This is a genomic window from Luteimonas flava, from assembly GCF_036584485.1.
Classification (GTDB): Bacteria; Pseudomonadota; Gammaproteobacteria; order Xanthomonadales; family Xanthomonadaceae; genus Luteimonas; species Luteimonas flava.
The window spans coordinates 63846-88292 of sequence record NZ_JAZHBM010000001.1 but is presented as its reverse complement, the minus strand read 5'-3'; the positions used below and the strand labels follow the sequence as shown (position 1 = coordinate 88292).

Annotated in this window: 24 protein-coding genes; 14 read left to right on the top strand and 10 right to left on the bottom strand. The window is 68.9% G+C overall.

Features of this window, described 5'->3' with window-relative positions; genetic code table 11:
• Positions 1 to 9 precede the first annotated feature (9 nt).
• Both V3391_RS00470 and V3391_RS00465 read left to right on the top strand, forming a co-directional pair.
• Positions 10 to 666: a hypothetical protein gene (locus V3391_RS00470; RefSeq protein ID WP_332076456.1), complete on the top strand. Its 657-nt coding sequence runs from the start codon at positions 10 to 12 to the stop codon at positions 664 to 666.
• 383 nt (positions 667 to 1049) lie between these two features.
• Positions 1050 to 2213, top strand: coding sequence for a zinc-dependent alcohol dehydrogenase (locus V3391_RS00465; RefSeq protein WP_332076455.1), 1164 nt, complete (start codon positions 1050 to 1052; stop codon positions 2211 to 2213).
• Positions 2214 to 2288: 75 nt separating this feature from the next.
• Here the strand turns inward: V3391_RS00465 and msrB are convergent, their stop codons facing one another.
• From msrB to V3391_RS00450, 3 genes are all read right to left on the bottom strand, one after another.
• Positions 2289 to 2753, bottom strand: coding sequence for a peptide-methionine (R)-S-oxide reductase MsrB (msrB, locus tag V3391_RS00460; RefSeq protein ID WP_332076454.1), 465 nt, complete (start codon positions 2751 to 2753; stop codon positions 2289 to 2291).
• 69 nt (positions 2754 to 2822) lie between these two features.
• Entirely contained in the window at positions 2823 to 3401 is a 579-nt protein-coding gene (locus V3391_RS00455) for a hypothetical protein (protein WP_332076453.1), read from the bottom strand.
• A 107-nt stretch (positions 3402 to 3508) separates the two neighbouring features.
• Positions 3509 to 6322, bottom strand: a complete 2814-nt coding sequence (locus V3391_RS00450) for a PAS domain-containing hybrid sensor histidine kinase/response regulator (RefSeq protein WP_332076452.1) — start codon at positions 6320 to 6322, stop codon at positions 3509 to 3511.
• Positions 6323 to 6603: 281 nt separating this feature from the next.
• Between V3391_RS00450 and copM the strand changes: the two genes are divergently transcribed.
• Positions 6604 to 7056, top strand: a complete 453-nt coding sequence (gene copM, locus V3391_RS00445) for a CopM family metallochaperone (protein WP_332076451.1) — start codon at positions 6604 to 6606, stop codon at positions 7054 to 7056.
• Positions 7057 to 7139: 83 nt separating this feature from the next.
• Positions 7140 to 8081, top strand: a complete 942-nt coding sequence (locus V3391_RS00440) for an alpha/beta hydrolase family protein (RefSeq protein ID WP_332076450.1) — start codon at positions 7140 to 7142, stop codon at positions 8079 to 8081.
• A gap of 145 nt (positions 8082 to 8226) precedes the next feature.
• On the opposite strand, the gene V3391_RS00435 is transcribed toward V3391_RS00440, so the two are convergent.
• Together V3391_RS00435 and hutU are read right to left on the bottom strand one after the other, a co-directional pair.
• Positions 8227 to 8910 carry a DsbA family oxidoreductase gene (locus V3391_RS00435; protein WP_332076449.1) on the bottom strand — a complete coding sequence of 228 codons (684 nt, stop codon included), beginning with the start codon at positions 8908 to 8910 and terminating at the stop codon, positions 8227 to 8229.
• Positions 8907 to 10583 carry a urocanate hydratase gene (gene hutU / locus V3391_RS00430; RefSeq protein ID WP_332076448.1) on the bottom strand — a complete coding sequence of 559 codons (1677 nt, stop codon included), beginning with the start codon at positions 10581 to 10583 and terminating at the stop codon, positions 8907 to 8909. Before hutU ends, V3391_RS00435 begins: the two co-directional genes overlap by 4 nt.
• A 106-nt stretch (positions 10584 to 10689) precedes the next feature.
• Here hutU and V3391_RS00425 point away from each other — a divergent pair, with 106 nt between their 5' ends.
• Positions 10690 to 11454, top strand: a complete 765-nt coding sequence (locus tag V3391_RS00425; RefSeq protein ID WP_332076447.1) for a ThuA domain-containing protein — start codon at positions 10690 to 10692, stop codon at positions 11452 to 11454.
• A 60-nt stretch (positions 11455 to 11514) separates the two neighbouring features.
• On the opposite strand, the gene V3391_RS00420 is transcribed toward V3391_RS00425, so the two are convergent.
• The gene (locus tag V3391_RS00420) at positions 11515 to 11835 is read right to left on the bottom strand and encodes a hypothetical protein (protein WP_332076446.1); all 321 of its coding nucleotides are present in this window, start codon (positions 11833 to 11835) and stop codon (positions 11515 to 11517) included.
• Between the two features lie 161 nt (positions 11836 to 11996).
• Between V3391_RS00420 and V3391_RS00415 the strand changes: the two genes are divergently transcribed.
• The 3 genes from V3391_RS00415 to V3391_RS00405 all read left to right on the top strand — a co-directional run bounded on the left by V3391_RS00415 (position 11997) and on the right by V3391_RS00405 (position 15682).
• Positions 11997 to 13274 (top strand): alkaline phosphatase family protein, encoded by a 1278-nt coding sequence (locus V3391_RS00415; protein ID WP_332076445.1) that lies wholly within the window; start codon positions 11997 to 11999, stop codon positions 13272 to 13274.
• Positions 13275 to 13601: 327 nt separating this feature from the next.
• The gene (locus V3391_RS00410; protein WP_332076444.1) at positions 13602 to 15143 is read left to right on the top strand and encodes a DNA-3-methyladenine glycosylase 2 family protein; all 1542 of its coding nucleotides are present in this window, start codon (positions 13602 to 13604) and stop codon (positions 15141 to 15143) included.
• Complete coding sequence (locus V3391_RS00405; RefSeq protein WP_332076443.1) at positions 15140 to 15682, top strand: methylated-DNA--[protein]-cysteine S-methyltransferase; 543 nt, start codon at positions 15140 to 15142, stop codon at positions 15680 to 15682. Before V3391_RS00410 ends, V3391_RS00405 begins: the two co-directional genes overlap by 4 nt.
• A gap of 132 nt (positions 15683 to 15814) precedes the next feature.
• Here the strand turns inward: V3391_RS00405 and V3391_RS00400 are convergent, their stop codons facing one another.
• The gene (locus V3391_RS00400; RefSeq protein WP_332076442.1) at positions 15815 to 17062 is read right to left on the bottom strand and encodes a formimidoylglutamate deiminase; all 1248 of its coding nucleotides are present in this window, start codon (positions 17060 to 17062) and stop codon (positions 15815 to 15817) included.
• Positions 17063 to 17123: 61 nt separating this feature from the next.
• Between V3391_RS00400 and V3391_RS00395 the strand changes: the two genes are divergently transcribed.
• On the top strand, positions 17124 to 17342 hold the full coding sequence (locus tag V3391_RS00395; RefSeq protein WP_332076441.1) for a hypothetical protein: 219 nt from the start codon (positions 17124 to 17126) through the stop codon (positions 17340 to 17342).
• Positions 17332 to 18552, top strand: coding sequence for an imidazolonepropionase (hutI, locus tag V3391_RS00390; RefSeq protein ID WP_332076440.1), 1221 nt, complete (start codon positions 17332 to 17334; stop codon positions 18550 to 18552). Before V3391_RS00395 ends, hutI begins: the two co-directional genes overlap by 11 nt.
• A gap of 74 nt (positions 18553 to 18626) precedes the next feature.
• Here the strand turns inward: hutI and V3391_RS00385 are convergent, their stop codons facing one another.
• Together V3391_RS00385 and V3391_RS00380 are read right to left on the bottom strand one after the other, a co-directional pair.
• The gene (locus V3391_RS00385) at positions 18627 to 18809 is read right to left on the bottom strand and encodes a 30S ribosomal protein THX (RefSeq protein WP_232134518.1); all 183 of its coding nucleotides are present in this window, start codon (positions 18807 to 18809) and stop codon (positions 18627 to 18629) included.
• A 107-nt stretch (positions 18810 to 18916) separates the two neighbouring features.
• A complete protein-coding gene (locus V3391_RS00380; RefSeq protein WP_232134517.1) occupies positions 18917 to 19312 on the bottom strand; it encodes a MerC domain-containing protein in 396 nt (131 codons plus the stop codon).
• Positions 19313 to 19386: 74 nt separating this feature from the next.
• Between V3391_RS00380 and V3391_RS00375 the strand changes: the two genes are divergently transcribed.
• The 3 genes from V3391_RS00375 (at position 19387) to V3391_RS00365 (ending at position 23432) form a co-directional block, all read left to right on the top strand.
• Entirely contained in the window at positions 19387 to 21588 is a 2202-nt protein-coding gene (locus tag V3391_RS00375; RefSeq protein ID WP_332076439.1) for a TonB-dependent receptor, read from the top strand.
• Positions 21589 to 21750: 162 nt separating this feature from the next.
• Complete coding sequence (locus V3391_RS00370; protein WP_332076438.1) at positions 21751 to 22200, top strand: MarR family winged helix-turn-helix transcriptional regulator; 450 nt, start codon at positions 21751 to 21753, stop codon at positions 22198 to 22200.
• On the top strand, positions 22197 to 23432 hold the full coding sequence (locus V3391_RS00365; protein WP_332076436.1) for an MFS transporter: 1236 nt from the start codon (positions 22197 to 22199) through the stop codon (positions 23430 to 23432). The genes V3391_RS00370 and V3391_RS00365 overlap by 4 nt, the downstream gene beginning before the upstream one ends.
• Before the next feature lie 24 nt (positions 23433 to 23456).
• On the opposite strand, the gene V3391_RS00360 is transcribed toward V3391_RS00365, so the two are convergent.
• Positions 23457 to 23957: a transcriptional repressor gene (locus V3391_RS00360; RefSeq protein WP_232134513.1), complete on the bottom strand. Its 501-nt coding sequence runs from the start codon at positions 23955 to 23957 to the stop codon at positions 23457 to 23459.
• A gap of 207 nt (positions 23958 to 24164) precedes the next feature.
• Here V3391_RS00360 and V3391_RS00355 point away from each other — a divergent pair, with 207 nt between their 5' ends.
• A complete protein-coding gene (locus tag V3391_RS00355) occupies positions 24165 to 24368 on the top strand; it encodes a hypothetical protein (RefSeq protein ID WP_332076435.1) in 204 nt (67 codons plus the stop codon).
• Positions 24369 to 24447 lie beyond the last annotated feature (79 nt).

The window sequence follows — 24447 nt, the reverse complement described above, 5'->3', positions numbered from 1 at the left end:
GGACCCGCCATGGAACCCGATGACCTGAAAGCCGCTTGGCAATCGCTGGAAACGCGCATGGCCCGCAGCGATGCCGTGCAGCGCGCCCTGCTGCGCGAAACCCGGCTGCTGCGGGCGAAGGGACAGCTGCGCCCGCTGAAGATCGGCCACTGGGTGCAGGCCGCGCTGGGCATTGCGCTGATCGTGCTCGGCGTCGCCTGCTGGACCCGCAACACAGACGTCGCCGGACTGCTGGTCGCCGGCATCGCGGTGCATGCCTTCGGCGTGCTGACGATCCTCGGCGCCACCGCAACGCTGGTACTCGCCGGCCGCGTCGATTACGCCGCGCCGGTGCTGCAGATCCAGCGTCAACTGGCGGCGTTGCTGCGCGTCTACGCATTGAATGCGGGGCTGTGCGGCGCACCGTGGTGGATCATGTGGCTGCCGGTCGTGGTCGCATTCGCCGGTCTCGGCGATGCGCCGGCGGCAGCTGCCACACCCGCGTGGATCGTCTGGAGCCTGGTCATCGGCGGCGTCGGTCTGGCGGCGACCTGGCTCTACGCCTGGCGCAACCGAGCACGCCTGCTCGCCAGGACGGATGGCCCGATCAACTGCGCCGACGGCGCAGACGGCATCCGCCGCAGCCAGCGCCTTCTCGACGAGATCGCAGCGTTCGAGGCGGGTTGAGTGCCGGCCGCTCGGTGCCTCCGCATCTCTTCTTTTCGGAGAGCGGACTGCACCGGACTCGATCGATGGCCGACGCGCGACGCGCGTCAGGTCAAGCTGCAGCTTGCAGCCATCCACACGATGCGAGTGGCATCACGCGTCGCGATTCGCGCATCGATCTGGCCCACCGACCACCTTGCGCGTATTCATCGGACTCGCATCCACGCGCGCTCCGGCGAATGTCGGACCGCCGCGCCCACCCCGCCATCCCCCGTGCACCGCGATCCCGTGCGCGTTCAGTCATCGGCCGCCTTCACTCACATCACGCCAGCGCGATCTCCGCGTCACGCGCACCTGCCATCGGATCTGTGCCTCATGGCGACCCCACTGCACAGGCTCACCCCATGAAAGCGCTCACCTACCACGGCAGCAAGGATGTCCGGGTCGACACCGTGCCCGATCCGGTGCTGCAGGACGCCGACGACATCCTGTTGCGCGTCACCGCCACCGCGATCTGCGGCTCCGACCTGCATCTGTTCCGCGGCAAGATTCCCGAGCTCCACAAGGGCGACATCCTCGGCCACGAGTTCATGGGCATCGTCGAGGACATCGGCAAGGACGTGACCAACGTGCGCAAGGGCGACCGCGTGGTGATTCCGTTTGTTATTGCCTGCGGCGACTGCTTCCACTGCCGTCTCGCGGAGTTCTCCGCGTGCGAAACCACCAATACGGGCACCGGCGCCGCGCTCAATTCCAAGGGCATGCGCCCACCCGCGGCGCTGTTCGGCTTCAGCCATCTCTACGGCGGCGTGCCCGGCGGCCAGGCCGAATACGTGCGCGTGCCCAAGGGCAATGTCGGGCCGATCGTCGTGCCCGACGCATTGCCGGATGAGCAGGTGCTGTTCCTGTCCGACATCCTGCCGACCGGCTACCAGGCCGTGCTCAATGCGCGCGTCACCAAGGGGTCGACGGTCGCGATCTTCGGCGCCGGCCCGGTCGGCCTGATGGCTGCGGCATGCGCGAAGATGCTCGGCGCCGAGCGCATCTTCATGATCGACCGCTACCAGTACCGCCTCGACTTCGCGGTCGCGACCTACGGCGTGATTCCGATCAATTTCGAAGACACCGACGACCCGGCCGAAGAGATCATCTCGCAGACCAACGGCCGCGGCGTGGACGCGACGATCGACGCGGTGGGGTTCGAGGCCAAGGGCAGCAAGGTCGATACCATCGCCGCCCAGCTCAAGATCGAGGGCAGCAGCGGCGCCGCATTGCGCCAGTGCATCGCCGCGACGCGTCGCGCCGGCACCGTCAGCGTGCCGGGTGTGTACGCCGGCTTCATCCATGCCTTCATGTTCGGCGACGCCTTCGACAAGGGCCTGCGGTTCGAGATGGGCCAGACCAATGTGCAGAAATATATGCCCGAACTGCTGGAACACATCGGCGAAGGCCGCCTGCAGCCGGACGTGATCATTTCGCACCGCATGGCACTGGCCGATGCAGCGAAGGGCTACGAGATCTTCGACGGCAAGGAAGACGCCTGTCGCAAGGTCGTGCTGACGCCCTGATTGATCTGCACTCTCGCTTCAAAACAAACGGCGCCTCGAGGGGCGCCGTTTGCATGTGCGGAACGGAGTGTCGCCTCAGGCGGCGCCGGCCTCGGCGCCGCCCCGCTGCAGCGGATCGGCGAGCGGCTCGCCTTCGCCGACGAAGGTCAGCGCCACGGAATTCAGGCAGTGCCGCTCGTGCGTCGGCGGCGGGCCGTCCGGGAACACATGGCCCAGATGGCTGCCGCAGCGCGCGCAGACTTCCTCGACGCGGATCATGCCGTGGCTGGTGTCGCGGATCAGGGTGATGTGCGCGGGATCGTAGGGCGCGAAGAAACTCGGCCAGCCGGTGCCCGAATCGAACTTCGCGCTGGAGCGGAACAGCGGCAGCGCGCACAGGCGGCAGCAGTAGACGCCCTCGCGCTTGTTGTCGAGGAACACGCCGCAGAACGGCGCTTCGGTGCCGTGCTGCAAGAGCACTCGGCGCTCGTCGGCGGACAGGTCGGCTTCCAGCGCGGCGCGCTGCTCGGCGGAAGGCGGGGTGAGATCGAAACGGCTCATGGGGATTCCGGCAGTTCGCGGGTCCCCACAAGATGGCGACGCACGGGCCGCTGCACAAGCCGTTGCGTGTCAGGCGACCGCTGCGCGCCCGCGCGTCCGGCGCCACACATGCCGCGCCAGCGCATACAGGACCAGATGCGCGATGGCCGAGACGGTCGCCACGATGCCGCCGATCAGCAGCGGCAGCACCGCGCCGAAGGTGAAGGTCATCGCGAGGACGAAGCCCAGCAGGCATTCGGCGCGGTACGCAGGCAACAGCAGCCCCAGCACCAGCGCCGACACCAGCACCGCGAACGCCGCGTCTTCCACGCCGCTGACAAAGGCGACCGAGAGTGCGGCCCCCGCCGCCGCAGCGACGCAGAAGCCGAGCCACGCGACACGGACCCCGCGACGCCTGTCGATGTGACGTGCGATGCGCCGCGCGACACGCCCGGTGACGAACCACGCCAATGCGGGTAGCAGCACCAGACCCCAGCCGTTCCACACCGCAGGCAGGTCCGGACGCGCGAGCAGATGGTGGCTGACGATGCCGCCGTGCGCGTGCTCCCAGGCCAGATGCGCCAGCTCGGCCAGCAGCACCGTCACGACCAGCCACACCCGCCAGGCGTGCGATCCCGGCTGCGCGCTTCGGTCCGTTCGTGCATGCATCGGCGTTCCCCTTCGATCTGCAATCGACTGTAAGCCGCATCGCCGAGATCCACCCGTGGCGTTCGCCATCGTGACTTCCGGCGACGGACATCGCCCGCCGGCTGCACTCAGCCCGTCGGCGTCTCGCCTGTCGCAGCGAGCGCCGCGCCCACGCGCGCCGCCAGTGCGTCGACCGTGAACGGCTTGCCGATCAGCTGCACGCCGGGCGCCAGCACGCCATCCTGGACGAGGGTGTTGCGGCTGTTGCCCGTGGTGAACAGCACCTTGAGATCCGGACGCCGCTTCAGCGCTTCGTCGGCCAGCTGGCGGCCGTTGACCTCGGGCATCACCACGTCGGTGAACAGAAGTGCGATGTCGGGATGCAGGTCGAGCAGCTGCAGCGCACGCGCCGCGCCGTCGGCCGCGACGACGCGATAACCGAGTTCGGTCAAGGCATCGGTGGAGAACTGCCGCACGGCCGGCTCGTCGTCGACGACCAGCACCAGTTCCTGGTGCCCATGCGGCAGCTCCGCAGCTTCCGCACCGGCCGGCGCCGCGATTCCGGCGCCGCCTTCGAGCCGCGGCAACCAGATCTGCACGACCGTGCCCTGCCCCACTTCCGACGCCATCCGCACGTGGCCGGCCGACTGTTTGACGAAGCCGTAGACCTGCGACAGCCCCAGACCCGTGCCCTTGCCGACCTTCTTGGTCGTGTAGAACGGATCGAAGGCCTTGGCCATCACCTCGGGCGGCATGCCGGCGCCATCGTCGGACACGGTGATGCGCACGTACTGCCCGGGAGGCACGTCCTGCAGCCCGGTGAAGTAGGCCGGCTCGATCACGCTGTTGGCGGTGGCGATCGTCAATCGTCCGCCGCCGGGCATGGCGTCGCGTGCATTGACCGCGAGATTGAGGATCACGTTCTCGAGCTGGTTCGCATCCACGTGCGTGGGCCACAGGTCCGCAGCGAGATCGGTCTGCAGCCGCACGCTGCTGCCCAGCGAATGCGCCAGCAGATCCGACATGCCCGCGACCAGCCGGTTCGCATCCAGCGGCACCGGTTGCAGCGGCTGCTGGCGCGAGAACGCGAGCAGGCGCTGGGTGAGCTGCGCGGCGCGGCTGGCACCGTCGATCGCCATGTCGATGTAACGCCTGGTGCGCGGGTCGGGATGGTCCTTCAGGCGCGAGGCCAGCAGGTCCAGCGGACCGATGACGGCGGCGAGCATGTTGTTGAAATCGTGCGCGATGCCGCCGGTCAGCTGGCCAACGGCTTCCATCTTCTGGCTCTGCCGCAACGCATCCTCGATGCGCGTGCGTTCGGCGACCTCTGCGCGTACGCGGCTTTCCAGTTCTTCGTTCAACTCCTGCAGCCGCGCATCGGCGCGCTTGCGCTGGGTCACGTCGATGGCGACGCCGAGCACGCGCAGGCAGCGGTCGCCCTCGAACAGGCCGCGCCCCTTGGCCGCGACCCAGCGCACGATGCCGTCCTCCTTGCCGACGGTGCGGTATTCCACGTCGTAGAACGCGCGTCGCTGCGGATCGGCCGCGGCATCGAATGCGGCGCTGGTGGCGTCCCGGTCCTGCGGATGCAGGCCGTCATAGAAATCGCTGAGCGAGACGTCCGCATCGGCCGAGATGCCGAACATGGCCTTGGTGCGCGGCGGCCAGATCAGCAGGTCGTGCACCATGTCGACATCCCAGAAGCCCATGTCGCCGGCGTCGGTCGCCAGACGCAGACGCTCCTCGCTCTGCGTCAGCGCGGCCTCGGCGGCCTTGCTCGCCGACAGGTCCAGCATCGCGCCGATCATGCGCACCGGCTCGCCCGCCGCATTGCGCAGCACGGTGCCCCGGTCGAGCACCGATGCGTAGCTGCCGTCGGCACGCTCGAAGCGGTACTCGCCGGTCCACACCGAACCCTCGCCTTCGATGACCGCATGGATCTGCGTGTCGATCCGCGCGCGGTCGTCGGGATGGATGTGGTCGATCCACCAGTTCGCATCCGTCTCGGTCTCGGGATGGCCGAACAACGTGGTCAGCGCCTCGTTCCAGATCACGTGGCCGTCGTCCATGCGCCAGTCCCAGATCGCATCGTTGGTGGCGCGGGCCGCGAGCCGGTAGCGCTCCTCGATCTCGTGATGCCGCGCTTCGGCGGCCTTGCGATCGGTGATGTCGAGCGAGGTGCCGACCAGACCGGTGACGGTGCCATCCGCGTCGCGCAGCGGCGCCTTGGTCGACAGCCACCACGCGCGCCGACCATCGGGGAAACTTACCTCCTCCTCGATCTGCTCCGCGCGCCCGCTCGACATGATGCGCTCGTCGGTCGCCATCACCGCGGCGGCCTGCGCAGGATCGCCGAGCAGTTCGGCGTCGGTCCGTCCGATGTAGGCCTCGGGCGGTCGGCCGATCAGCTCGGTCGTGCCGCGATTGCCGATCACGATGCGCCCCCGCCGATCCTTGGCGTACATCACGCCCGGCGCGCTCTCGACGAACGAACGCAGCAGCGTCTGCGCCTGGTCGCGCTCGGCCTCGACGCGCCGTCGCTCCTCGATATCAATCAGCACGCCCGGAAACCCGACCGCCTTGCCGTCGGCGTCCAGATCGACGCGGCCGATCGCCTCGATCCACCGGTACTCGCGGTCCTTGCCCAGCGTCCGGTAGGCGTGCGCGTAGCGTCCGCCGCGACGCACGGCTCCTTCGATCGCCGCCTTCAGGCCGGCGCGGTCTTCGGGATGCACATACTCAACGATCTCCTCCAGCCGCAGATCGCCGCGTGCGACATCCGGGTCCAGCCCGAAGGCTTCGGCGAGCGCGTCGTCGATCGTCACGTTGTCGCGCAGAACGTCCCAGAACCACGTGCCGACGATCGCACCGGCAGCGAGCGCGAGCTCGACGCGCTCGGCATCGCGCGCGCCATGGAAATCGTTCGGATCCGAAGGGGTCAAGGTGGTCTCGGGCAGGGACGGGGCAGGCCCGACCATTCTCCCAGCTGCCGGGCGGTTCGGCGACTCCGGACCCGGACGCACCGATTCCTGCGCAAATCCACTGACCTGCGGGGCCCCTGTTCGCCGCGACACGCGCTCGGACGGCAGCGCATTCGGGTCGTCTGCCCGCTGCTCCAACGCGCCCACCGCCACAGCACGTTGCATGTAGGGCCGCGTATTGGACAAGCGCTGCGTCGACCGGGCAAGGTGTCGCGCTCCACGCATATCCGAGGTCCTTCTGCATGCGCCTGATCCCGTTGATGGCGATGACCGCCCTGCTCGCGGCCTGTGCGCGTGATGCCGCCGACACCGCACCCATGCGCGACGCCGGCGCGGCATCGCCTGCAGCAGTCGAATCCGTGCACGCGGCCGCAGCAGCCGAAAGCGACACCGCGAGCGCGTCCACGTTGGCCTACCAGCGCATCAACGAGACCATGCACGCCGGTATGGGCGCCGGCTTCACCGGCGACGCCGATGTGGACTTCATGCGCGGCATGATTCCGCATCACCAGGGCGCCATCGACATGGCCCGCGTCGTGCTCGAACACGGCACCGACCCGGAAGTGCGCGCCCTCGCGCAGCAGGTCATCGCCGCACAGGAAACCGAGATCGCGCAGATGCAGCGCTGGCTTCAGGACCGCGGCGTTCCTGCCGACGCAACTGCGTCGGATGACGACGCGCATACGCATCACTGAGCGCGCCCGCGCTCGATACATGCGCGGACCTCGGGAACGCGACTCGAACATCAGGCATCGGCACACCTTCTCCCGGACTCCGCATGACCAACGACATCGGTGCAATGCTTCGAGAGCGCCTCCAGCTTGCGCCGCCTGTGCCCGTCGCGTTCGAACGCGGCGACATGACCGCGTTCGACGGCTACACCCGGCAGCGCATCGAATACCGCGGTCTCGAAGGCGACATCATTCCCGCGTTTCTCTTCATGCCCGCGGCGCAGCGCGCGCGAGGCGGCGTGGTGGTCTTCCACCAGCACAACGGCGAGTTCCACTTCGGCAAGAGCGAGGTCGCCGGCGATGTCGGCAGCCCGTTCCAAGCCTTCGGCCCGGCGCTCGCGCGTCGCGGCCTCGCCGTGCTGGCGCCGGACGCCCTCACGTTCGAGGATCGCCGCGGCCAAGTCCACGGCGTCGAGCCGCACGATTACGACTGGCTGCAGCACTACAGCGCCATGAGCTACCGCCTGCTCGACGGCGACACGCTGATGCGCAAGGGACTCGACGACGCCCAGCGCGCGTTGAGCGTGCTGATCGACGCGGCCGGACTCGACGCACGCCGCGTCGGCATCGCCGGTCATTCCTACGGCGGCTACACCGCGCTGTACCACGCCGCTGTCGACCCGCGCTGCCGATTCGCCTGCATCAGCGGCGCGGTCTGCAGCTTCGACACCCGCCGCCGCGAAGAGACCGGCATCACCCTGTTCGAAGCCGTACCGGGCTTGGCGCAGCTGATCGACACGCACGATGTGCTGTCGGCCATCAGCCCGCGTCCGACGCTGGTGGTGTCGGGCTCCGAGGACAAATATTCGCGCGACGCGGATCAGGTCGTCGCCAAAGTCGCCGGCGACTTCATCACCGAACTCCGCGTCGAGCGTGGGCATGCGCTCGACCAGGCGCGGTTCGATGCGATCGTCGATTGGCTCGCGGAGCACGCGACGAGCGACTGGGATCACCGCATCGCGGCGTCACCCGCCGCGGCGCAGCGCTGACGCCTGAGGCCCGAATACCCCACGAGCGGTGCCAAGTCCGCCACTCGGCACCCCGCGCGACGCCACGCAGTCCGCCAGACAAAATCGGATGCCTCGTAGAGCGAACGGATCTCGCCGAGCGCCCGAACCCTCGATGCCGGTGCGTCTATTCGGCGCCAGTCCCTGCCCCGCCTGCTTTCCCCGCCAGAATCTCCCTCAACGCCCGCTCGAACACGTCCACCGGCTGCCCACCCGAAATCAGGTGCTGCTGGTCGATGATCACCGCCGGCACGCTGTTGATGCCGCTGCGGATGAAGACCTGTTCGTCGGTGCGCACGGCGTCGGCATATTCGTCCGACGCAAGAATTGCGGCGGCGCGCCCGGCATCCAGTCCCACGCTCGCGGCAATGCGTACCAGCGTGGCGTGGTCGCTGACGTTCTCGCCGTCGCCGTGATACGCCTGCAGCAGCGCGCGCTTGAGGTCGCGTTGCCGGCCTGCGATGCCGGCCCAGTGCAGCAGGCGATGGGCGTCGAAGGTATTCCAGGTGCGCAGGCGGTCGCCGAACGCAAACCCGACATCGGCACCGCGGCTTTCGATGTTGGCGCGGGCGGCGGTCAATTGCTCGGGCGACATGCCGTACTTGCGGGCCAAGTGCTCGGCGATGTCCTCGCCTTCGGGCGCCATCTGCGGGTTGAGTTCGAAGGGGCGCACGTGGAAGTCGACGTCGACGTTCGCCGGCAGGCGCGCGAGCGCCTGTTCGAGTGCGGCCAGGCCGATGGCGCACCAGGGGCAGACGACATCGGAGACGAAATCGATGCGCAGCGGCACGCGGTCGGTGGCGGCGCTCATGCCTGCACCATCGGCAGCTTGAGGCCCTGTTCGCGGGCGCAGTCCTTCGCGATGTCGTAACCGGCATCGGCATGGCGCATGACGCCGGTGCCGGGGTCGTTCCACAGCACGCGGGCGATGCGCTTGTCCGCTTCTTCCGTGCCGTCGCAGACGATGACCACGCCCGAGTGCTGCGAGTAGCCCATGCCGACGCCGCCGCCGTGGTGCAGGCTCACCCAGGTCGCGCCACCGGCGACGTTGAGCATCGCGTTGAGCAGCGGCCAGTCGCTGACGGCATCGGAACCGTCCTGCATGGCTTCGGTCTCGCGGTTCGGCGAGGCGACCGAACCCGAATCGAGATGGTCGCGGCCGATGACGATCGGGGCCTTGAGCTCGCCGTTGCGCACCATCTCGTTGAACGCGAGGCCGAGCTTGTCGCGCACGCCCAGACCCACCCAGCAGATGCGCGCGGGCAGGCCCTGGTAGGCGATGCGCTCGGCGGCCATGTCGAGCCAGCGGTGCAGATGCGCATCGTCGGGGATCAGCGCCTTGACCTTGGCATCGGTCTTGGCGATGTCCTCGGGATCGCCGCTCAGTGCGACCCAGCGGAACGGGCCGATGCCGCGGCAGAACAGCGGGCGCACGTACGCCGGCACGAAGCCGGGGAAATCGAAGGCGTTGGTGCAGCCTTCGTCCTGGGCCATCTGGCGGATGTTGTTGCCGTAGTCGACGGTCGGAATGCCGGCGGCGTAGAAGGCGAGCATCGCCTCGACGTGCACGCGCATCGAGGCCTTGGCGGCATCGCGCACGGCCTCGGGATTCGCGGCCTGCTCGGCGATCCAGCGCTCGACGCTCCAGCCGATCGGCAGGTAACCGTGCACGGGATCGTGCGCGCTGGTCTGGTCGGTGACGCAGTCCGGGCGCACGCCGCGCCTCACCAGTTCCGGCAGCACTTCGGCCGCGTTGCCCAGAAGCGCGATGGATTTTGCTTCGCCGGCCTGTGCGTACTTCTCGATGCGCGCGAGTGCGTCGTCGAGATCGGTGGCCTGCTCGTCGACGTAGCGGGTCTTGATGCGGAAATCGATGCGGCTCTGCTGGCATTCGATGGTCAGCGAACACGCACCGGCGAGACTCGCGGCCAGCGGCTGGGCGCCGCCCATACCGCCGAGGCCGGCAGTGAGGATCCACTTGCCGCTCAGATCGCCGCCGTAATGCTGGCGCCCCATCTCGACGAAGGTTTCGTAGGTGCCCTGCACGATGCCCTGGCTGCCGATGTAGATCCACGAACCGGCGGTCATCTGGCCGTACATCGCCAGACCCTTGCGGTCGAGTTCGTGGAAGTGCTCCCACGTCGCCCAGTGCGGCACCAGGTTCGAGTTGGCGATCAGCACGCGCGGTGCATCGCTGTGGGTACGGAACACGCCGACCGGCTTGCCGGACTGCACCAGCAGCGTTTCGTCGTCGCCGAGGGTTTTGAGCGATTCGAGGATCGCGTCGTAGCAAGCCCAGTCGCGCGCGGCGCGGCCGATGCCGCCGTAGACGACGAGGTCCTCGGGCCGCTCGGCGACATCGGGATCGAGATTGTTCTGCAGCATGCGGAACGGCGCTTCGGTGAGCCACGACCGGCAGGTCAGCTCGCTGCCGCGCGGCGCGCGGATCGTGCGGGACGGGTCGTGGCGCGAGGCGTCGGTCATTGCGGCGTTCCGTTGAAGTCGATGGCGCGATTATCGCATCGCATCGCCATGCCGACTGGTGCGCTGCGGCGTGAGCGCAGATGCGCCGCCGCCCTATCCTCGCACCATGAATCCTCGCTCCGTATTCGCCGCCACTTGCGCGATGGCCCTCGCCGGCTGCGCCACGCACGCCGGATCGACACCACACGCGACGCAGGCGGTCGATGCCGCGCCGACGCGCGTATTGCTGTTCTCGCGCACTGCGGGCTTCCGCCACGACTCGATCCCGGTCGCCCTCGACACCCTGCAGGCCCTCGGCGCGCAATCCGGATTCACGGTCGATGCGACCGAAGACGCCACGCGGTTCACCGACGCCGGACTCGCGCATTACAAGGCCGTCGTCTTCGTCAGCACGACACGGGAAGTCCTCGACCCCACGCAGCAGGCCGCGTTCGAACGTTACGTCGCCGCAGGCGGCGGCTTCATGGGCGTGCATGCGGCAGCCGACAGTGGCTACACCTGGCCCTGGTACGGCGATCTGGTCGGCGCATGGTTCGCGCGGCATCCCGAAGGCCTGCAGTCGGTGCGTGTGGTGTTTGAACACGACGCCGGGCCGGACGGCCTGCGCGACTGGCGCGTCACCGACGAGATCTACGACTACCGGCGCAATCCACGGTTGTTCGTGCAGGTGACCGCCTCGATCGATCCGGCCTCGCATCCCGACGGCCGCATGGGCGACGACCATCCCATCGCCTGGTGCCATACGAACGCCGGAGGCCGCGCCTGGTACACCGGCCTCGGCCATGATCCGGCGCTGTATGCCGACCCCGTATTCCGCGCGCAGCTGCTGCGCGGCCTGCGGTGGACCACCGGTCGCAGCGACGCCTGCTGACGCCCGCAACGAAAACGCCCGGCGCGAGCCGGGCGTTCTGTGTGCGGCGATCGATGCCGGTCAGAAGATCGAGGGGTCGAGCCTGCGCAACGCGTCCTTGATGTCGGCCGAACCGGTGCGGTCGATGTCCTCGCGCGTGTAGACGCGGCCGCCACCCGTGGTGCATTCCTGCTCGGCACGCTTGGAACGCGCATTGCGGGCCGCGGTGACGCGCGAACCGGTTTCGCGGATGCAGAAACGATCCGACGGACTGGCGCGCTGGCCACGATCGCGTGCGGATTCCTCTTCCTCTTCCTGCTGCTGCTGCGCGTGGGCGACCTGTGAGACCGCACCGAACGCGAGGCCGGCGAAGATCGCCGCCGTCCACCATGCATGCTTCATTGGGCACCTCCCGGTGCAGTCCATCGGTGGCGACACGATACGCGCGCTGCGCCGCGGCGTGGTCTGCGGACGATGAATGTTCAGCCCGCGTGTCGACTGCGTTGTGCATGGCTTCATGCGGCTGACTGCGAGCCGTCATGTCCCGCCGGTATCCTGTACGGATGTCTCGATCGACCTGTCTGCGCGCGTCTGCGCTGCTCCCGCTGTTGCTGCTGACCGCCTGTGCCACGGTCGCGCCGCTGTCCGAATCCACCGCCGCATCCGCCTCGACGCCCGCGGCAGATGCACGCCCGACGCTGCTGCTGGTCTCGCTGGACGGCCTGCGCCCCGATTACCTCGGACGCGGCGAAACCCCGCATCTCGATGCGCTGGCGCGCGGCGGCGTGCAGGCCTGGATGAGGCCGTCGTATCCGTCGCTGACCTTTCCGAACCACTACACGCTGGTCACCGGCCTGCGGCCCGACCACCACGGCCTGATCCACAACTCGATGGTCGACTCGACGCTCGGTGATTTCCGCCTGTCGGACCGCGAGGCGGTCGGCAATGGCGCCTGGTACGGCGACGGCGAGCCGCTCTGGGTGACGGCGGAGAACGCCGGCCTGCGCACCGCGACACTGTCGTGGCCGGGCAGCGAGGCGCCGGTGCACGGCGTGCGTCCGACGCGCTGGTATCCCTTCGACGACACGCGCCCGCTCGAGTCGCGCGTCGACATGGTGCTCGACTGGCTGTCCGAGCCCACCGCGACGCGCCCGGCGTTCGCGACGCTGTATTTCGAACACACCGACTCGGCCGGCCACGACTACGGCCCGGATTCGCCGCAGCTGCACGCCGCGCTGCAGGCGGTTGACGCGGCGCTGGGGCGGCTGGTCCACGGCCTGCGCACGCGCGGCCTGCAGGACCGCGTGAATCTGGTCGTGGTGTCCGATCACGGCATGGCCGAAGTGCCGCCGGGCCAGGTGATCGCGGTCGAGGACATGGTGACGATGGAAGAGGCGCGCGTGACCTCGACCGGCCAGGTCATCGGCATCGTGCCCAACGCCGGCTTCGAGGCGCAGGTGGCCCGCAAGCTGCTCGGTGCGCACGCACAGTACGACTGCTGGCGCAAGGGCGAGATGCCGGCACGCTGGCAGTTCGGCACACACCCGCGCGTGCCGCCGATCGTCTGCCAGATGCACAAGGGCTGGGACGCGATCCCGCGCGATGCATTCGCGCGACGCCCGACGCACACCCGCGGCTCGCATGGCTACGACCCCGCCCTGCCGGAGATGCGCGCGGTGTTCATCGCGAATGGACCGGCGTTCCGCACCGGCGTGACGCTGGACGGGTTCGACAACGTCGATCTGTATCCGATGCTGGCGCGGTTGATCGGGGTGATGCCGGCGAAGAACGACGGGAATGCGCAGACGCTGGTGCCGGCGTTGCGGGATGGGGTGCGCTGAGGCGGGGCTGATTGCGCGGCGTTGGATCCGCAGAGAGTGCCACTGCGTTTCGGAGAGTAGAAATTTGGAGTTCCGGGTTCGGGGTCGAGTTGGGTGCGAGCGTCTGCCCTCACCCCACCCCTCTCCCAAGGGGAGAGGGGCTTTGCATCGTTGCCGCGTCATGTGTCTGAAGTTTTCCGCAGGAGACCGTCCGATCACGACGCCCTTGAGCCCCCTCTCCCTCCGGGAGAGGGGTTGGGGTGAGGGCAGACCCTCGCGACACACCCCACAACATCCATGTCCGAATCCGGCCAGTCATCACCCGCCTCCGGTGCTAGCCTGCGTCGCATGTCCCCGCCCCTGCCCGCCACCGACATCTGCGAACAGGCGCGCCTGAGCCGGGACGCGCGCTTCGACGGCCTGTTTTTTACCGCAGTGCGCACGACCGGCATCTACTGCCGGCCGGTCTGCCCGGCGCCCGCGCCGAAGGCCGCGAACGTCGTCTACTACCCCAACGCCGCCGCAGCCGAAGCTGCAGGATTCCGTCCCTGCCTGCGCTGCCGGCCGGAACTCGCGCCGTCGGATGGCCACTGGCATCGCGGCGACGATATCGTCGCGCGGGCCTTGGCCCTGATCGAACAAGGCGCCTTGAACGACGCGCCGCTTTCGGAACTGGCCGGGCGCCTGCACATCGGCGAGCGCCAGTTGCGGCGCCTGTTCGTCGAACGCCTCGGCGCCGCGCCGGTCGGTGTCCATGGCACGCGGCGCCTGCTGTTCGCCAAGCAATTGTTGACCGAAACCGCGCTGCCGATCACCGGGGTCGCGCTCGCGGCTGGATTCAACAGCGTGCGGCGGTTCAATGCCGTGTTCCAGGACGCCTACCGCATGCCGCCACGCGATCTGCGCAAGGCGCCGCGCGAGGCGACCGGCGACGCGTTGACGCTGCGCCTCGGTTACCGCCCGCCCTATGACCTGCCGGCGATGCTCGACTTCCTGCGCGGCCGCGCGCTGCCCGGCATCGAGGTCGTCGACGACGTTGCGTACACCCGCGTGATCGGGGATGCGGAGACGCCTGGCTGGCTGCGTGTCGATGCGTGGCCTGCGTCGCGCGCCGATCCCGCACCCGCCGCGTTGCGGATGCAGCTGCACGGGTGTCCGCCGACGCGCCTGCAGGACACGGTGCAGCGCGTGCGTCGCATGTTCGATCTCGACGCGGATCCGGACACGATCGCCGCGCATCTCGCCCAGGACACGCGCCTGGCGCCATTGCTGCGCGCACGCCCCGGCCTGCGTCTGCCCAGCGGCTGGGACGGTTTCGAGATCGCGGTGCGCGCGGTCATCGGGCAGCAGGTCAGTGTCGCCGCCGCGCGCACGCTGACCGCACGGCTGTCGCAGCGCTTCGGCACGCCGTTGCCGGAGCCGTTCGTCGCACAAGGCTTCGCGCATCTGTTCCCGACGCCGGACGCGCTCGTCGATGCCGACTTCGACGGTCTCGGCCTGATCGGCAGCCGCATCGCGACGATCCGCGGCATCGCGGCCGCGCTGCGCGACGGCCGCGTGGACTTCGATCGCGCCCGCACGCTCGACGACTTCATCGAACGCTGGGTCGCCCTGCCCGGCATCGGGCCGTGGACCGCGCACTACATCGCGCTGCGCGCGCTCGGTCATCCCGACGCGTTTCCCGCCGAGGATCTCGTGCTGCAGAAGATGCTGCCGACCGACGGCAGCCGTATCACCGCGAAGGCGCTGCGTGCGCGTGCGGAAGCCTGGCGCCCGTGGCGCGGCTACGCGGTCTTCCATCTGTGGCGCGAAGCGTCCGCGTCCACGCCCGCGCGTACTGCGACACCGACGCGCCCACGCGCCCGTTCCACCCGGAGTCCATCGCCATGAATCCAGACACCGCCACGGTCTTCACCCGCACCATCGCCAGTCCGGTCGGCCTGCTGTTTCTCGCCGCATCCGGTGCCGGCCTGCACGCCGTCGAGTTCGCCGAGCACCGGCATCCGGTGCCGCGCGGTGACGACTGGCGCGATGGTGCGCATCCCGTGCTCGATGCGACCGCGGAGCAGCTCGCCGACTACTTCGCCGGCAAGCGCCAGACCTTCGACCTGCCGTTCGCCGCGCGCGGTACGCCATTCCAACGACAGGTCTGGGACGCGCTGACGCGTATTCCCTACGGCAGCACCGCGAGCTACGTCGAACTCGCCCGCATGGTCGGCAAGCCGAATGCGAGCCGCGCGGTCGGCGCCGCAAACGGCCGCAATCCCCTGTCGATCGTCGTGCCCTGCCACCGCGTCATCGGCGCCAGCGGCGCACTCACGGGTTTCGGCGGCGGTCTGCCGACCAAGGAATTCCTGCTGACGCTCGAGGGCGCATGGCCCCGCGCCGATCTGTTCGACACGATCAAGACGGGCGCACGCGCTGGCTGATCGCGGTACGGAGTCCGCGATCGCGCCTGCGTCGGATGCGCCCGCCGTTGCGATCTGTTCGGTGCTGCATGCCACGACCTCGTCTGCATCGTCGCATTTGCAGCAAAGACAACCCGATCGCGCGCCAGCGGCTCAATCGGCCAGCAGTCTCTGCATCGCATCCGCATAACCGCGCGCGGCGTCCGCATGCAATGCATGACGTCCATCCGCAACGACCTGCCGACCGGCCACGTGCACCTCGCGCACCAGCGGGCGGTTGCCGGCGAACAGCCAGCGGTCGAGCACATCGTCTTTCGTCGCGCCCGCGAGCAGTGGTGCGTCCGCGTCCAGCACCACCGCGTCGTCATGCGCGTCGAAACCGGTCGATGCTGCGGCGCTCGCCTGCACGCCTGCGAACAGCGTTGCGCCGACGCTGGGCGTGGCGGCTGCGACCGCGATGTTGCGGCGCTGCGTCACCAGGCGCTGTCCGTATTCGAGCCAGCGCAATTCTTCGACCGGCGACACGGAGATGTGCGAATCGGAGCCGATGCCCCAGGCGCCGCCGGCGTTGAGGTAATCGCGCAGCGGAAACAGACCGTCGCCGAGATTGGCTTCGGTGGTCGGACACAGCGCGACGGTCGCGCCGCTGCGGACGATGCCGGCGATTTCCGCAGCATCGAGATGCGTTGCGTGCACCAGCGTCCAGCGGGTATCGACCGGTGCGTTGTCGAGCAGCCAGGCGACCGGGCGCGCACCACGCAATGCGATGCATTCGTCGACTTCAGGCACCTGTTCGGCGATGTGGATGTGCATGCGCGCATCCGCCGGCAGTGCGGCCAGCACCGCGTGCATCGCATCGGCCGGCACGGCGCGCAGGCTGTGCAGCGCGCAGCCGACGCGCAGCGTGTCGTCCTGGCGCGCGTGCAGATCGGCGAACATCCGCAGATAGCCGTCGACGTCATGGCCGAAGCGTCGCTGGCGTTCGCCGAGTGGCCGCCCGTCGAAACCGCCGGTCATGTACAGCACCGGCAGCAGCGTCAGCCGGATGCCGGTCGCGCGCGCGGCGTCGATCAGCGCATCGGCCATTGCGCTCGCAGGCGCGTAGGGCGCGCCGTCGAGTGCGTGATGGACGTAATGGAACTCGCACACCGTCGTATAGCCGGCTTCCAGCATTTCGACATAGAGTTGCGTGGCGACCGCGCGCAGCGTGTCGGGATCAAAGCGCCCCGCCATGCGGTACATGGTCTCGCGCCAGGTCCAGAACGAGTCCGCAGGATCGGTCTGCACTTCGGCGAGGCCGGCCATCGCCCGCTGGAACGCATGCGAATGCAGATTCGCGATACCGGGCAGACGCCAGCCTGCGGACGTGCGCGCGGCGTGGATCGCAGGGACATCGTGCATCGGGCCGGCTCCTCGAAAACGTGTGCGGTAGGCTAGCCGGTCTTCCGCCCGGGAACATCCGATGAGTCCAACTTCGATCGCGCTACTGTGCGCACTGGTCGCCGTCGCCGGCGGTCTGGTGGCGGTGTTCGCCGGCGTGTCCTCGAGCCGGAAACGGCAGTCCGACACGCCGTCCGGCGGCGATGGCGCCCTAGTCGAGGGCGGGTCGAGACACGGACGCCATGACGGCGGTGATTTCGGCTCGGACGGCGGCGGCGATGGAGGCGGCGGTGGCGACTGAATCCTGGGACGGACTGCTGCTGGGCGCGACGCTTGCCACGCTGGCGGACGACGGCGGCTACGGCCTGATCGACGACGGTGCGCTCGGCTGGCGCGACGGTGTGATCGTCTACGCCGGTCCGCGCAGCGGACTGCCCGCGGACGCGGAGGCCAACGCCGATCTCGTCGTCGAAACCGACGGCCTGGTCACGCCCGGGCTCATCGACTGCCACACGCATACGGTGTTCGCGGGCAACCGCGCGGCCGAGTTCGAGCAACGCCTGCAGGGCGCGAGCTATGAGGAGATCGCGCGCGCAGGAGGTGGCATCGTCTCGACGGTGCGCGCAGTACGCGAGGCCGACGAGGACGCGTTGCTCGCGCAGTCGTTGCCGCGCGCGCGTGCGCTGGTCGCCGACGGCGCGACGACGCTGGAAATCAAGTCCGGCTACGGCCTCGACTTCGACAACGAACGCAAGATGCTGCGCGTCGCGCGCCGGATCGGCGAGGTGCTCGGCATCACCGTGCGCACCACGTTTCTCGGCGCGCACGCTCTGCCGCCGGAGTTCGCCGGCCGCGGCGATGCCTACATCGACGCGGTCTGCGAATGGCTGCAGCGCCTGCACGAAGAAGATCTGGTCGATGCCGTGGACGCCTTCGCCGAACGCATCGCCTTCAGCGTCGATCAGACGCGCCGCGTGTTCGACATCGCGCGCACGCTCGGCCTGCCGGTGAAACTGCACGCCGACCAGCTCAGCGACGGCGCAGGTGCCGCGCTGGTGGCCGAGTTCGGTGGCCTGTCGGCCGACCACGTCGAACACACCTCGCCGGCTGGCGTTGCCGCGATGGCCGCGGCCGGCACCGTCGCGGTGTTGCTGCCGGGCGCATTTCACGTGCTCCGCGAAACCACGCTGCCGCCGCTCGATGCGTTCCGCGCGGCCGGCGTGCCGATGGCGGTGGCGACCGACTGCAATCCCGGCACGTCGCCGCTGCTGTCGCTGCGCCAGGCGATGCAGCTGGCGTGCACGCATTTCCGGCTGACGCCGGAAGAAGCCCTGCGCGGCGCGACCGTGCATGCAGCGCGCGCGCTCGGCCTGTCGGATCGCGGCACGCTGGCCGTGGGTCAGCGCGCGGATTTCGCCTGCTGGCAGGTCGCGCAGCCGGCCGAACTCGTCTACTGGCTCGGCGGTCCGCTGATGGCGATGTCGTTCGCCGGTGGCAAGCGTCTGGCCTGAGGCCGATCGCCCTCCCCTGAAACGCGAAAGCCCCGCGGATGCGGGGCTTTCGACGCGCGGTGGGGGCCTGGAACTCAGGCCTTCTTCGCGACGGCCTTCTTCGCCGGTGCCTTGGCGACGGTCTTGCTGCCGGCGGCCTTCTTCACGACCGGTGCGGTCGCGGTGCCGGTGGCCTTGATCAGGCCCTTCGAGCGGCTGTTGCCATAGCTCGAGTTGTAACGCTTGCCCTTGAGGGTCTTGCGGTCGCCCTTGCCCATTACTGTGCTCCTGGAGTGCTGCGTGTTGAATGCGTTTGACGCGTATGTGCGCCGCCAGGGCGCACAGGACCGCGGATTCTAGCACGCGGCCCGGCCTGTGAAGCCGCTCAGCGCCCCGCGCGGGCGTGGGTCAGACGCAGGTTCAGCAGATGCGCGCCGGCCAGCAGCAGGCCGCCGATGGTCATCACCACGGCATGGGTGATCGTGTGGTCGTGCAGGTGCGTGAACGAGCCGGCCCAGACCAGCGCCAGACCGGGAATCAGCAGCATCCAGGCATGGAAGGCGCGATGGCGGCGCCAGCCCAGGGTGAGCGTGGTCGCGCCCAGCAGCGTGGCGAACACGACGAAAGCCTGGTCGATGTCGACCCAGCCGCCCACGTTGAGACCGAACGCCGGCAGCAGCGCCAGCGCGACCGGCAGCAGCGCGCAATGCACGGCGCACAGAAACGAAGCGGCGAAGCCGACGCGGTCTGCGCGCTGCAGAGTGGAATTGTGTGCAGGCATGTCTTTTGGGGGGTGCGGGGATTTGCGTAACATTATAACATTCCCTCTTCGCCCACCAGTGTACTGCATCCGCAATGACCACAAGCCGCCGTTCCGCCCCCGTCCCGACCCGCCTCGCCATCGCCGTCGCCCTGCTGCTGCCGGCCGCCGCGTTCGCCCAGGCCACCAGCCAGACCCATGCGCATCCGACCACGCTCGACCGCGTGCAGGTCACCGCCACACCGCTCGGCGGCGACGCCGAGGATCTCGCGCACCCGGTGGAGGTGCTGTATGGCGACGCGCTGGAGGATCGCAAGTCCGGCACCCTCGGCGACACCGTGTCCTCGCTGCCCGGCGTGCAGAGCGGCTCGTTCGGCACCGGCGTCGGCCGGCCGATCATCCGCGGCCAGGAAGGTCCGCGCGTGCAGGTGCTCTCCGGCGGCATCGGCAGCATGGACGCCTCCACGGTCAGCGCCGACCACGCGGTCAGCATCGAGCCCTTCCTCGCCGACCAGATCGAAGTGCTCAAGGGCCCGGCCAACCTGCTCTACGGCAGCGGCGCGATCGGCGGCGCGGTCAACGTGGTCGACGGTCGCATCGCGCGCGAAGTGCCGGACCGTCCGATCAGCGGCCGCGCCGAACTGCGCGCCGCCAACGGCAACGATGAGCGCAGCGGCATGTTCCGCCTCGACGGCGTCAGCGGCGACAACCTCGTGCTGCATGTCGATGGCCTGATCCGCAACACCGGCGACTTCGACATCCCGGGCTTTGCCCAGGTGCCCGAAGACCACGATCACGACCATGATCACGACCACGAACACGCGGACGAAGAGAACGCGTTCGGCACCCTGCCCAACAGTTCGATCCGCACGCGCGCCGGCGCCGTCGGCGCAACGTACTTCGGCGAGCGCGGGCATCTCGGCGTCGCGGTCAGCACCTACCGCACCAACTACGGCCTGCCGGATGGCGCGCACGTGCATGCCGAAGAAGGCGGGCACGACCACGATCACGATCACGACCATGACCATGAAGAAGAGGGTCACGACGAACACGGCTCGGTGCGCATCGACATGGTGCAGAACCGCGTCGACCTGAAGGGCGGCCTTTACGACCCGCTGCCGTTCCTCAGCGCCTTGAACGTGCGCGCGGCCTACAACGATTACGAGCACGTCGAACTCGAAGGCGACACGCCTGCGACCCGCTTCACCAACAAGGGCACCGAGGCGCGCATCGAAGCGGTGCAGAAAACGTTCAACGGTTGGGACGGCGCGTTCGGCCTGCAGATCGGCCACGTCGACTTCGGCGCGGTCGGCGAAGAGGCGTTCGTGCCGCCGAGCGTGACCGATACCCTCGGTCTGTTCATCGTGCAGGAGAAGGAATTCGGCCCGGTGAAGCTCGAATTCGGCGGCCGCCACGAACGCGTCGAGATCGATCCGGTCGCGAACGAATCCCGCAAGTTCAGCGCCAGCAGCCTGTCGGGCGCAGCGATCTGGCATCTGTCGGACGTGTTCGATCTGCGCTTCGGCGCCGACGTGTCCGAGCGCGCCCCGACCAACGAGGAACTGTTCGCGGCCGGCCCGCACATCGCCACACGCTCGATCGAGATCGGCGATGCGGATCTCGACACCGAGCGCGGCCAGCGCCTCGAAATCGGCCTGCACGCACACACCGATCGCGTGGAGTTCAAGGCCGCCGTCTACCAGACGCAGTTCAAGCGCTTCACCTACCTCACCGATACCGGCATCGCCGAACAGGGCTTCCCGGTGCGGCTGTGGACGCAGGGCGATGCGACCTTCCGCGGCGCCGAGGCCGAGGCGAAGTTCCACCTGCTGGAATCCGATGCCGGTGATTTCGATCTGCGTGTGTTCGGCGATGTGGTACGCGCGGAGCTCGACGGCAGCGGCACGCGCACCGTGCAGTTCGCGGTGCCGCACGGCGACCACGCGCACAACTACGAAACCGACATCGCGCTGGGCGGCGACCTGCCGCGCATCGCACCGTCGCGTATCGGCGCCGACATCAACTGGACCCTCGGCGGCTGGCGCGCGAACGTCGGCGCGGTGCGCTACCAGAAGCAGGACCGCGTGGCTGCGCTGGAGGAGCCGAGCCCCGGCTACACGCTGGTCAATGCGGGCGTCGCCTGGCGCGTCGGCGAAGCGGACGGCACCCAGTGGGAGCTGTTCCTCGACGGCCGCAACCTGACCGACGAAGAAGCCCGCCCGCACACCTCGCTGCTGCGCGACTTCGCGCCGCTGCCGGGCCGCACCATCGCCGGCGGCATCCGCGTCTACTTCTGATCGGCGTGCGCTGACCGGTTTCCGTTCTCTCCAGTGACGCGTGCGTCACCGCCCCGCCCCGGTCTCCGGTGCGGGGCTTTTTTTATGGGCACGCCGGACTCGATCCCACCCGCGGTCCAAATTGGGTGTATATACATCCAAAATCCGATGCAGATACACGTAATGCCCGACTCCGTGCCCGAATCACGCGACGCTCCCGCCTTCGGCTGCAGCTGCCATCGCCTGCGCAAGCTGAGCCGGATGATGACCCAGCGCTACGACCAGGCGCTCGCGCCGGCCGGGCTCAACGTCAACCAGTACGCGATCCTGCGGCGCGCGCAGATCCAGCCGCGCACCGTCGGCGTCCTCGCCACGACGCTCGGCATGGAGCGCAGCACACTCAGCCGCGACCTCAAGCATCTGGTCGCCGCCGGCTGGGTGCGCCTGTTGCGCGATCCGGATGACGCGCGCCAGCGGCGGATCGACGTGCTGCCCGCCGGCGCCGCAGTGGTCGCGCGCGCCGAGCCGCTGTGGCGTGCGGCGCAGGTGCAGGTCGAGGCGCTGATGGGTGTCGACGAGGTCGGCGGCCTGCACGCGGTGCTCGACCGCGTCACCCGGAAGCTCGCGGCATGAGCGCGCCTGTCACCTCGCGCTGGTGGCCGCTGGTGCTGGCCGCCACCGCAATGATGATGATCACGATGGGCATCCGACAGTCGCTGGGCCTGTTCGTGCAACCGATCGCCGCGGATACGGGGCTCGGCATCGCCGCGATCAGTTTCGCGCTGGCGGTCGGCCAGTTCGTCTGGGGCGCGGTGCAGCCGGTGTTCGGCGCGATCGCCGACCAGCGCGGCAGTGGCCGCGTGCTGGTCTTCGGCGGCATGCTGCTGTTCACCGGCATGGCCGCGGCCCCGTTCTTCGCCTCCGAATGGGGCCTGCTGCTGACGCTCGGCCTGATCAGCGCCGCCGGCGCGGGCGCGGGCAGTTTCTCGATCCTGATCGGCAGCACTGCGCGCGTGATTCCGGCGGAGAAGCGCTCGATGGCCTCGGGCGTGGTCAATGCCGGCGGCTCGTTCGGCCAGTTTCTCTACGCGCCATTCGCGACCACGGTGATCGGCGCGTTCGGCTGGGCCGCCGCCGCGTGGGCGATGGCGGCCACCGCGCTGGCGACGCTGCCGCTGGCTTGGCCTTTGCGTCGGCGCAAACTGCCGCCCGCAGCACCAGGGGCAGCCGTTCTGCCGATCGCGGACGACGACATCGGCCTGCGCGCGCAACTGCGCATCGCCCTGCGCGACCGCAGCTACTGGTTGCTGCACCTCGGCTTCTTCACCTGCGGCTTCCACATCGCGTTCCTGGTCACGCATCTGCCGACCGAGATCGCGATGTGCGGCCTGTCGGCCGGCGTGTCGGCGATGGCGCTGTCGCTGATCGGCCTGTTCAACATCGTCGGCAGCATCGGCGCCGGCTGGCTCGGCCAGCGCTACCGCATGAAGTGGCTGCTGACCGCGATCTACATCAGCCGCGCGGTGATGATCCTCGTCTACGTGCTGTCGCCGCCGACGCCGACCACCTTCATACTGTTCGCGATCGGCCTGGGCATGAGCTGGCTGGCGACCGTGCCGCCGACAGCAGGGCTCGTCGGCAAGCTGTTCGGCCCGCGCTACCTGGCAACGCTGTTCGGCCTGACCCTGCTGTCGCACCAGAGCGGCGCGTTCTTCGGCGCGTGGCTGGGCGGTGTCGCGGTCGCGAAGACCGGCTCCTATCTGTGGGTCTGGTACGCCGACATGGCGCTGGCCCTGCTGGCGGCCGCGTCCAATCTGCCGATCCGCGAGGCCCGTCTGCCTGCCCGCGCGCCTGTCGCGGCCTGAGCGACCCGATTCCGACCGCTGCGGTCAGTCCGCGGCAGCGTCCGCGCATTGCGCGCAGAGACCGTGCACTTCCAGCGTCTGCGCCTGCGGCACGAACCCGAGTGCACGGGCGCGCTCGTCGAGCGAAGCGACGACCGCCTCGTCTTCCAGTTCCACGGCGCTGTGGCAGCGGTCGCAGATCAGGAACGGCACCGAATGCTGCGCAGTGCTGGGGTGGTGGCAGGCCACGAAGGCATTGACCGACTGCAGCTTGTGGATGAAGCCGTTGGCCAGCAGGAAATCCAGCGCGCGGTACACCGTCGGCGGCGCCGCGGCACCCGGGCCATCGCCCTCGCGCACCTGGTCGAGCAGGTCGTAGGCCTTGAGGGGCTTGCCGGCCTTGGCGATCAACCCGAGCACATAGGCGCGGATCGGCGTCAGCCTCAGGCCGCGTTCGCTGGAGGCGTGCTCCACCGCACGGATGAAGCTCGCGGCGTCATCGACGTGGTGGTGCGGATCCGTGCAGGTGTGGTCGTGCTTGGCCATCCGTCCATGATGGGTGCGAGGGGGCACTGACTCAAGCGTGCTCGAGTTTTTCTTGAGTGGGCTTCACGCCCCATCGTCGACAGCTCGCCGAACGCTTCGGCAGATCATCTCGATCGCGACGTTGCAACGTGTGGCTGAGCCGCCTGCTGTTGATCTCGTTTTTCATGACGGCGAAGCGGATCTCTGCGGACCCGTAGGGCAGCGGGCATGGATGCCCGCTGTTTTTCGACCGAGCCAGGATGGCGAGTCGAAAAATCCCGGAACGAACGACTGGCCGGATTTGCTTCGTCGGGGCTGGCCCTTTTCTTTGGTTCCGTTTCTTTTGGGCCAGCAAAAGAAATGAACCCGCTCGCCGCAAGGCGAGTGGAAGCGTTTGATGTTGCTTCTCGCCGTGAGCGCGAAGCGGAATAGCGACGTCAAACGCTTTCGTCCGCTGGCGCGGCCGAGTTCATTTCTTTTGGTTGACGCCCACGCGCGCAGCGCGAACGGC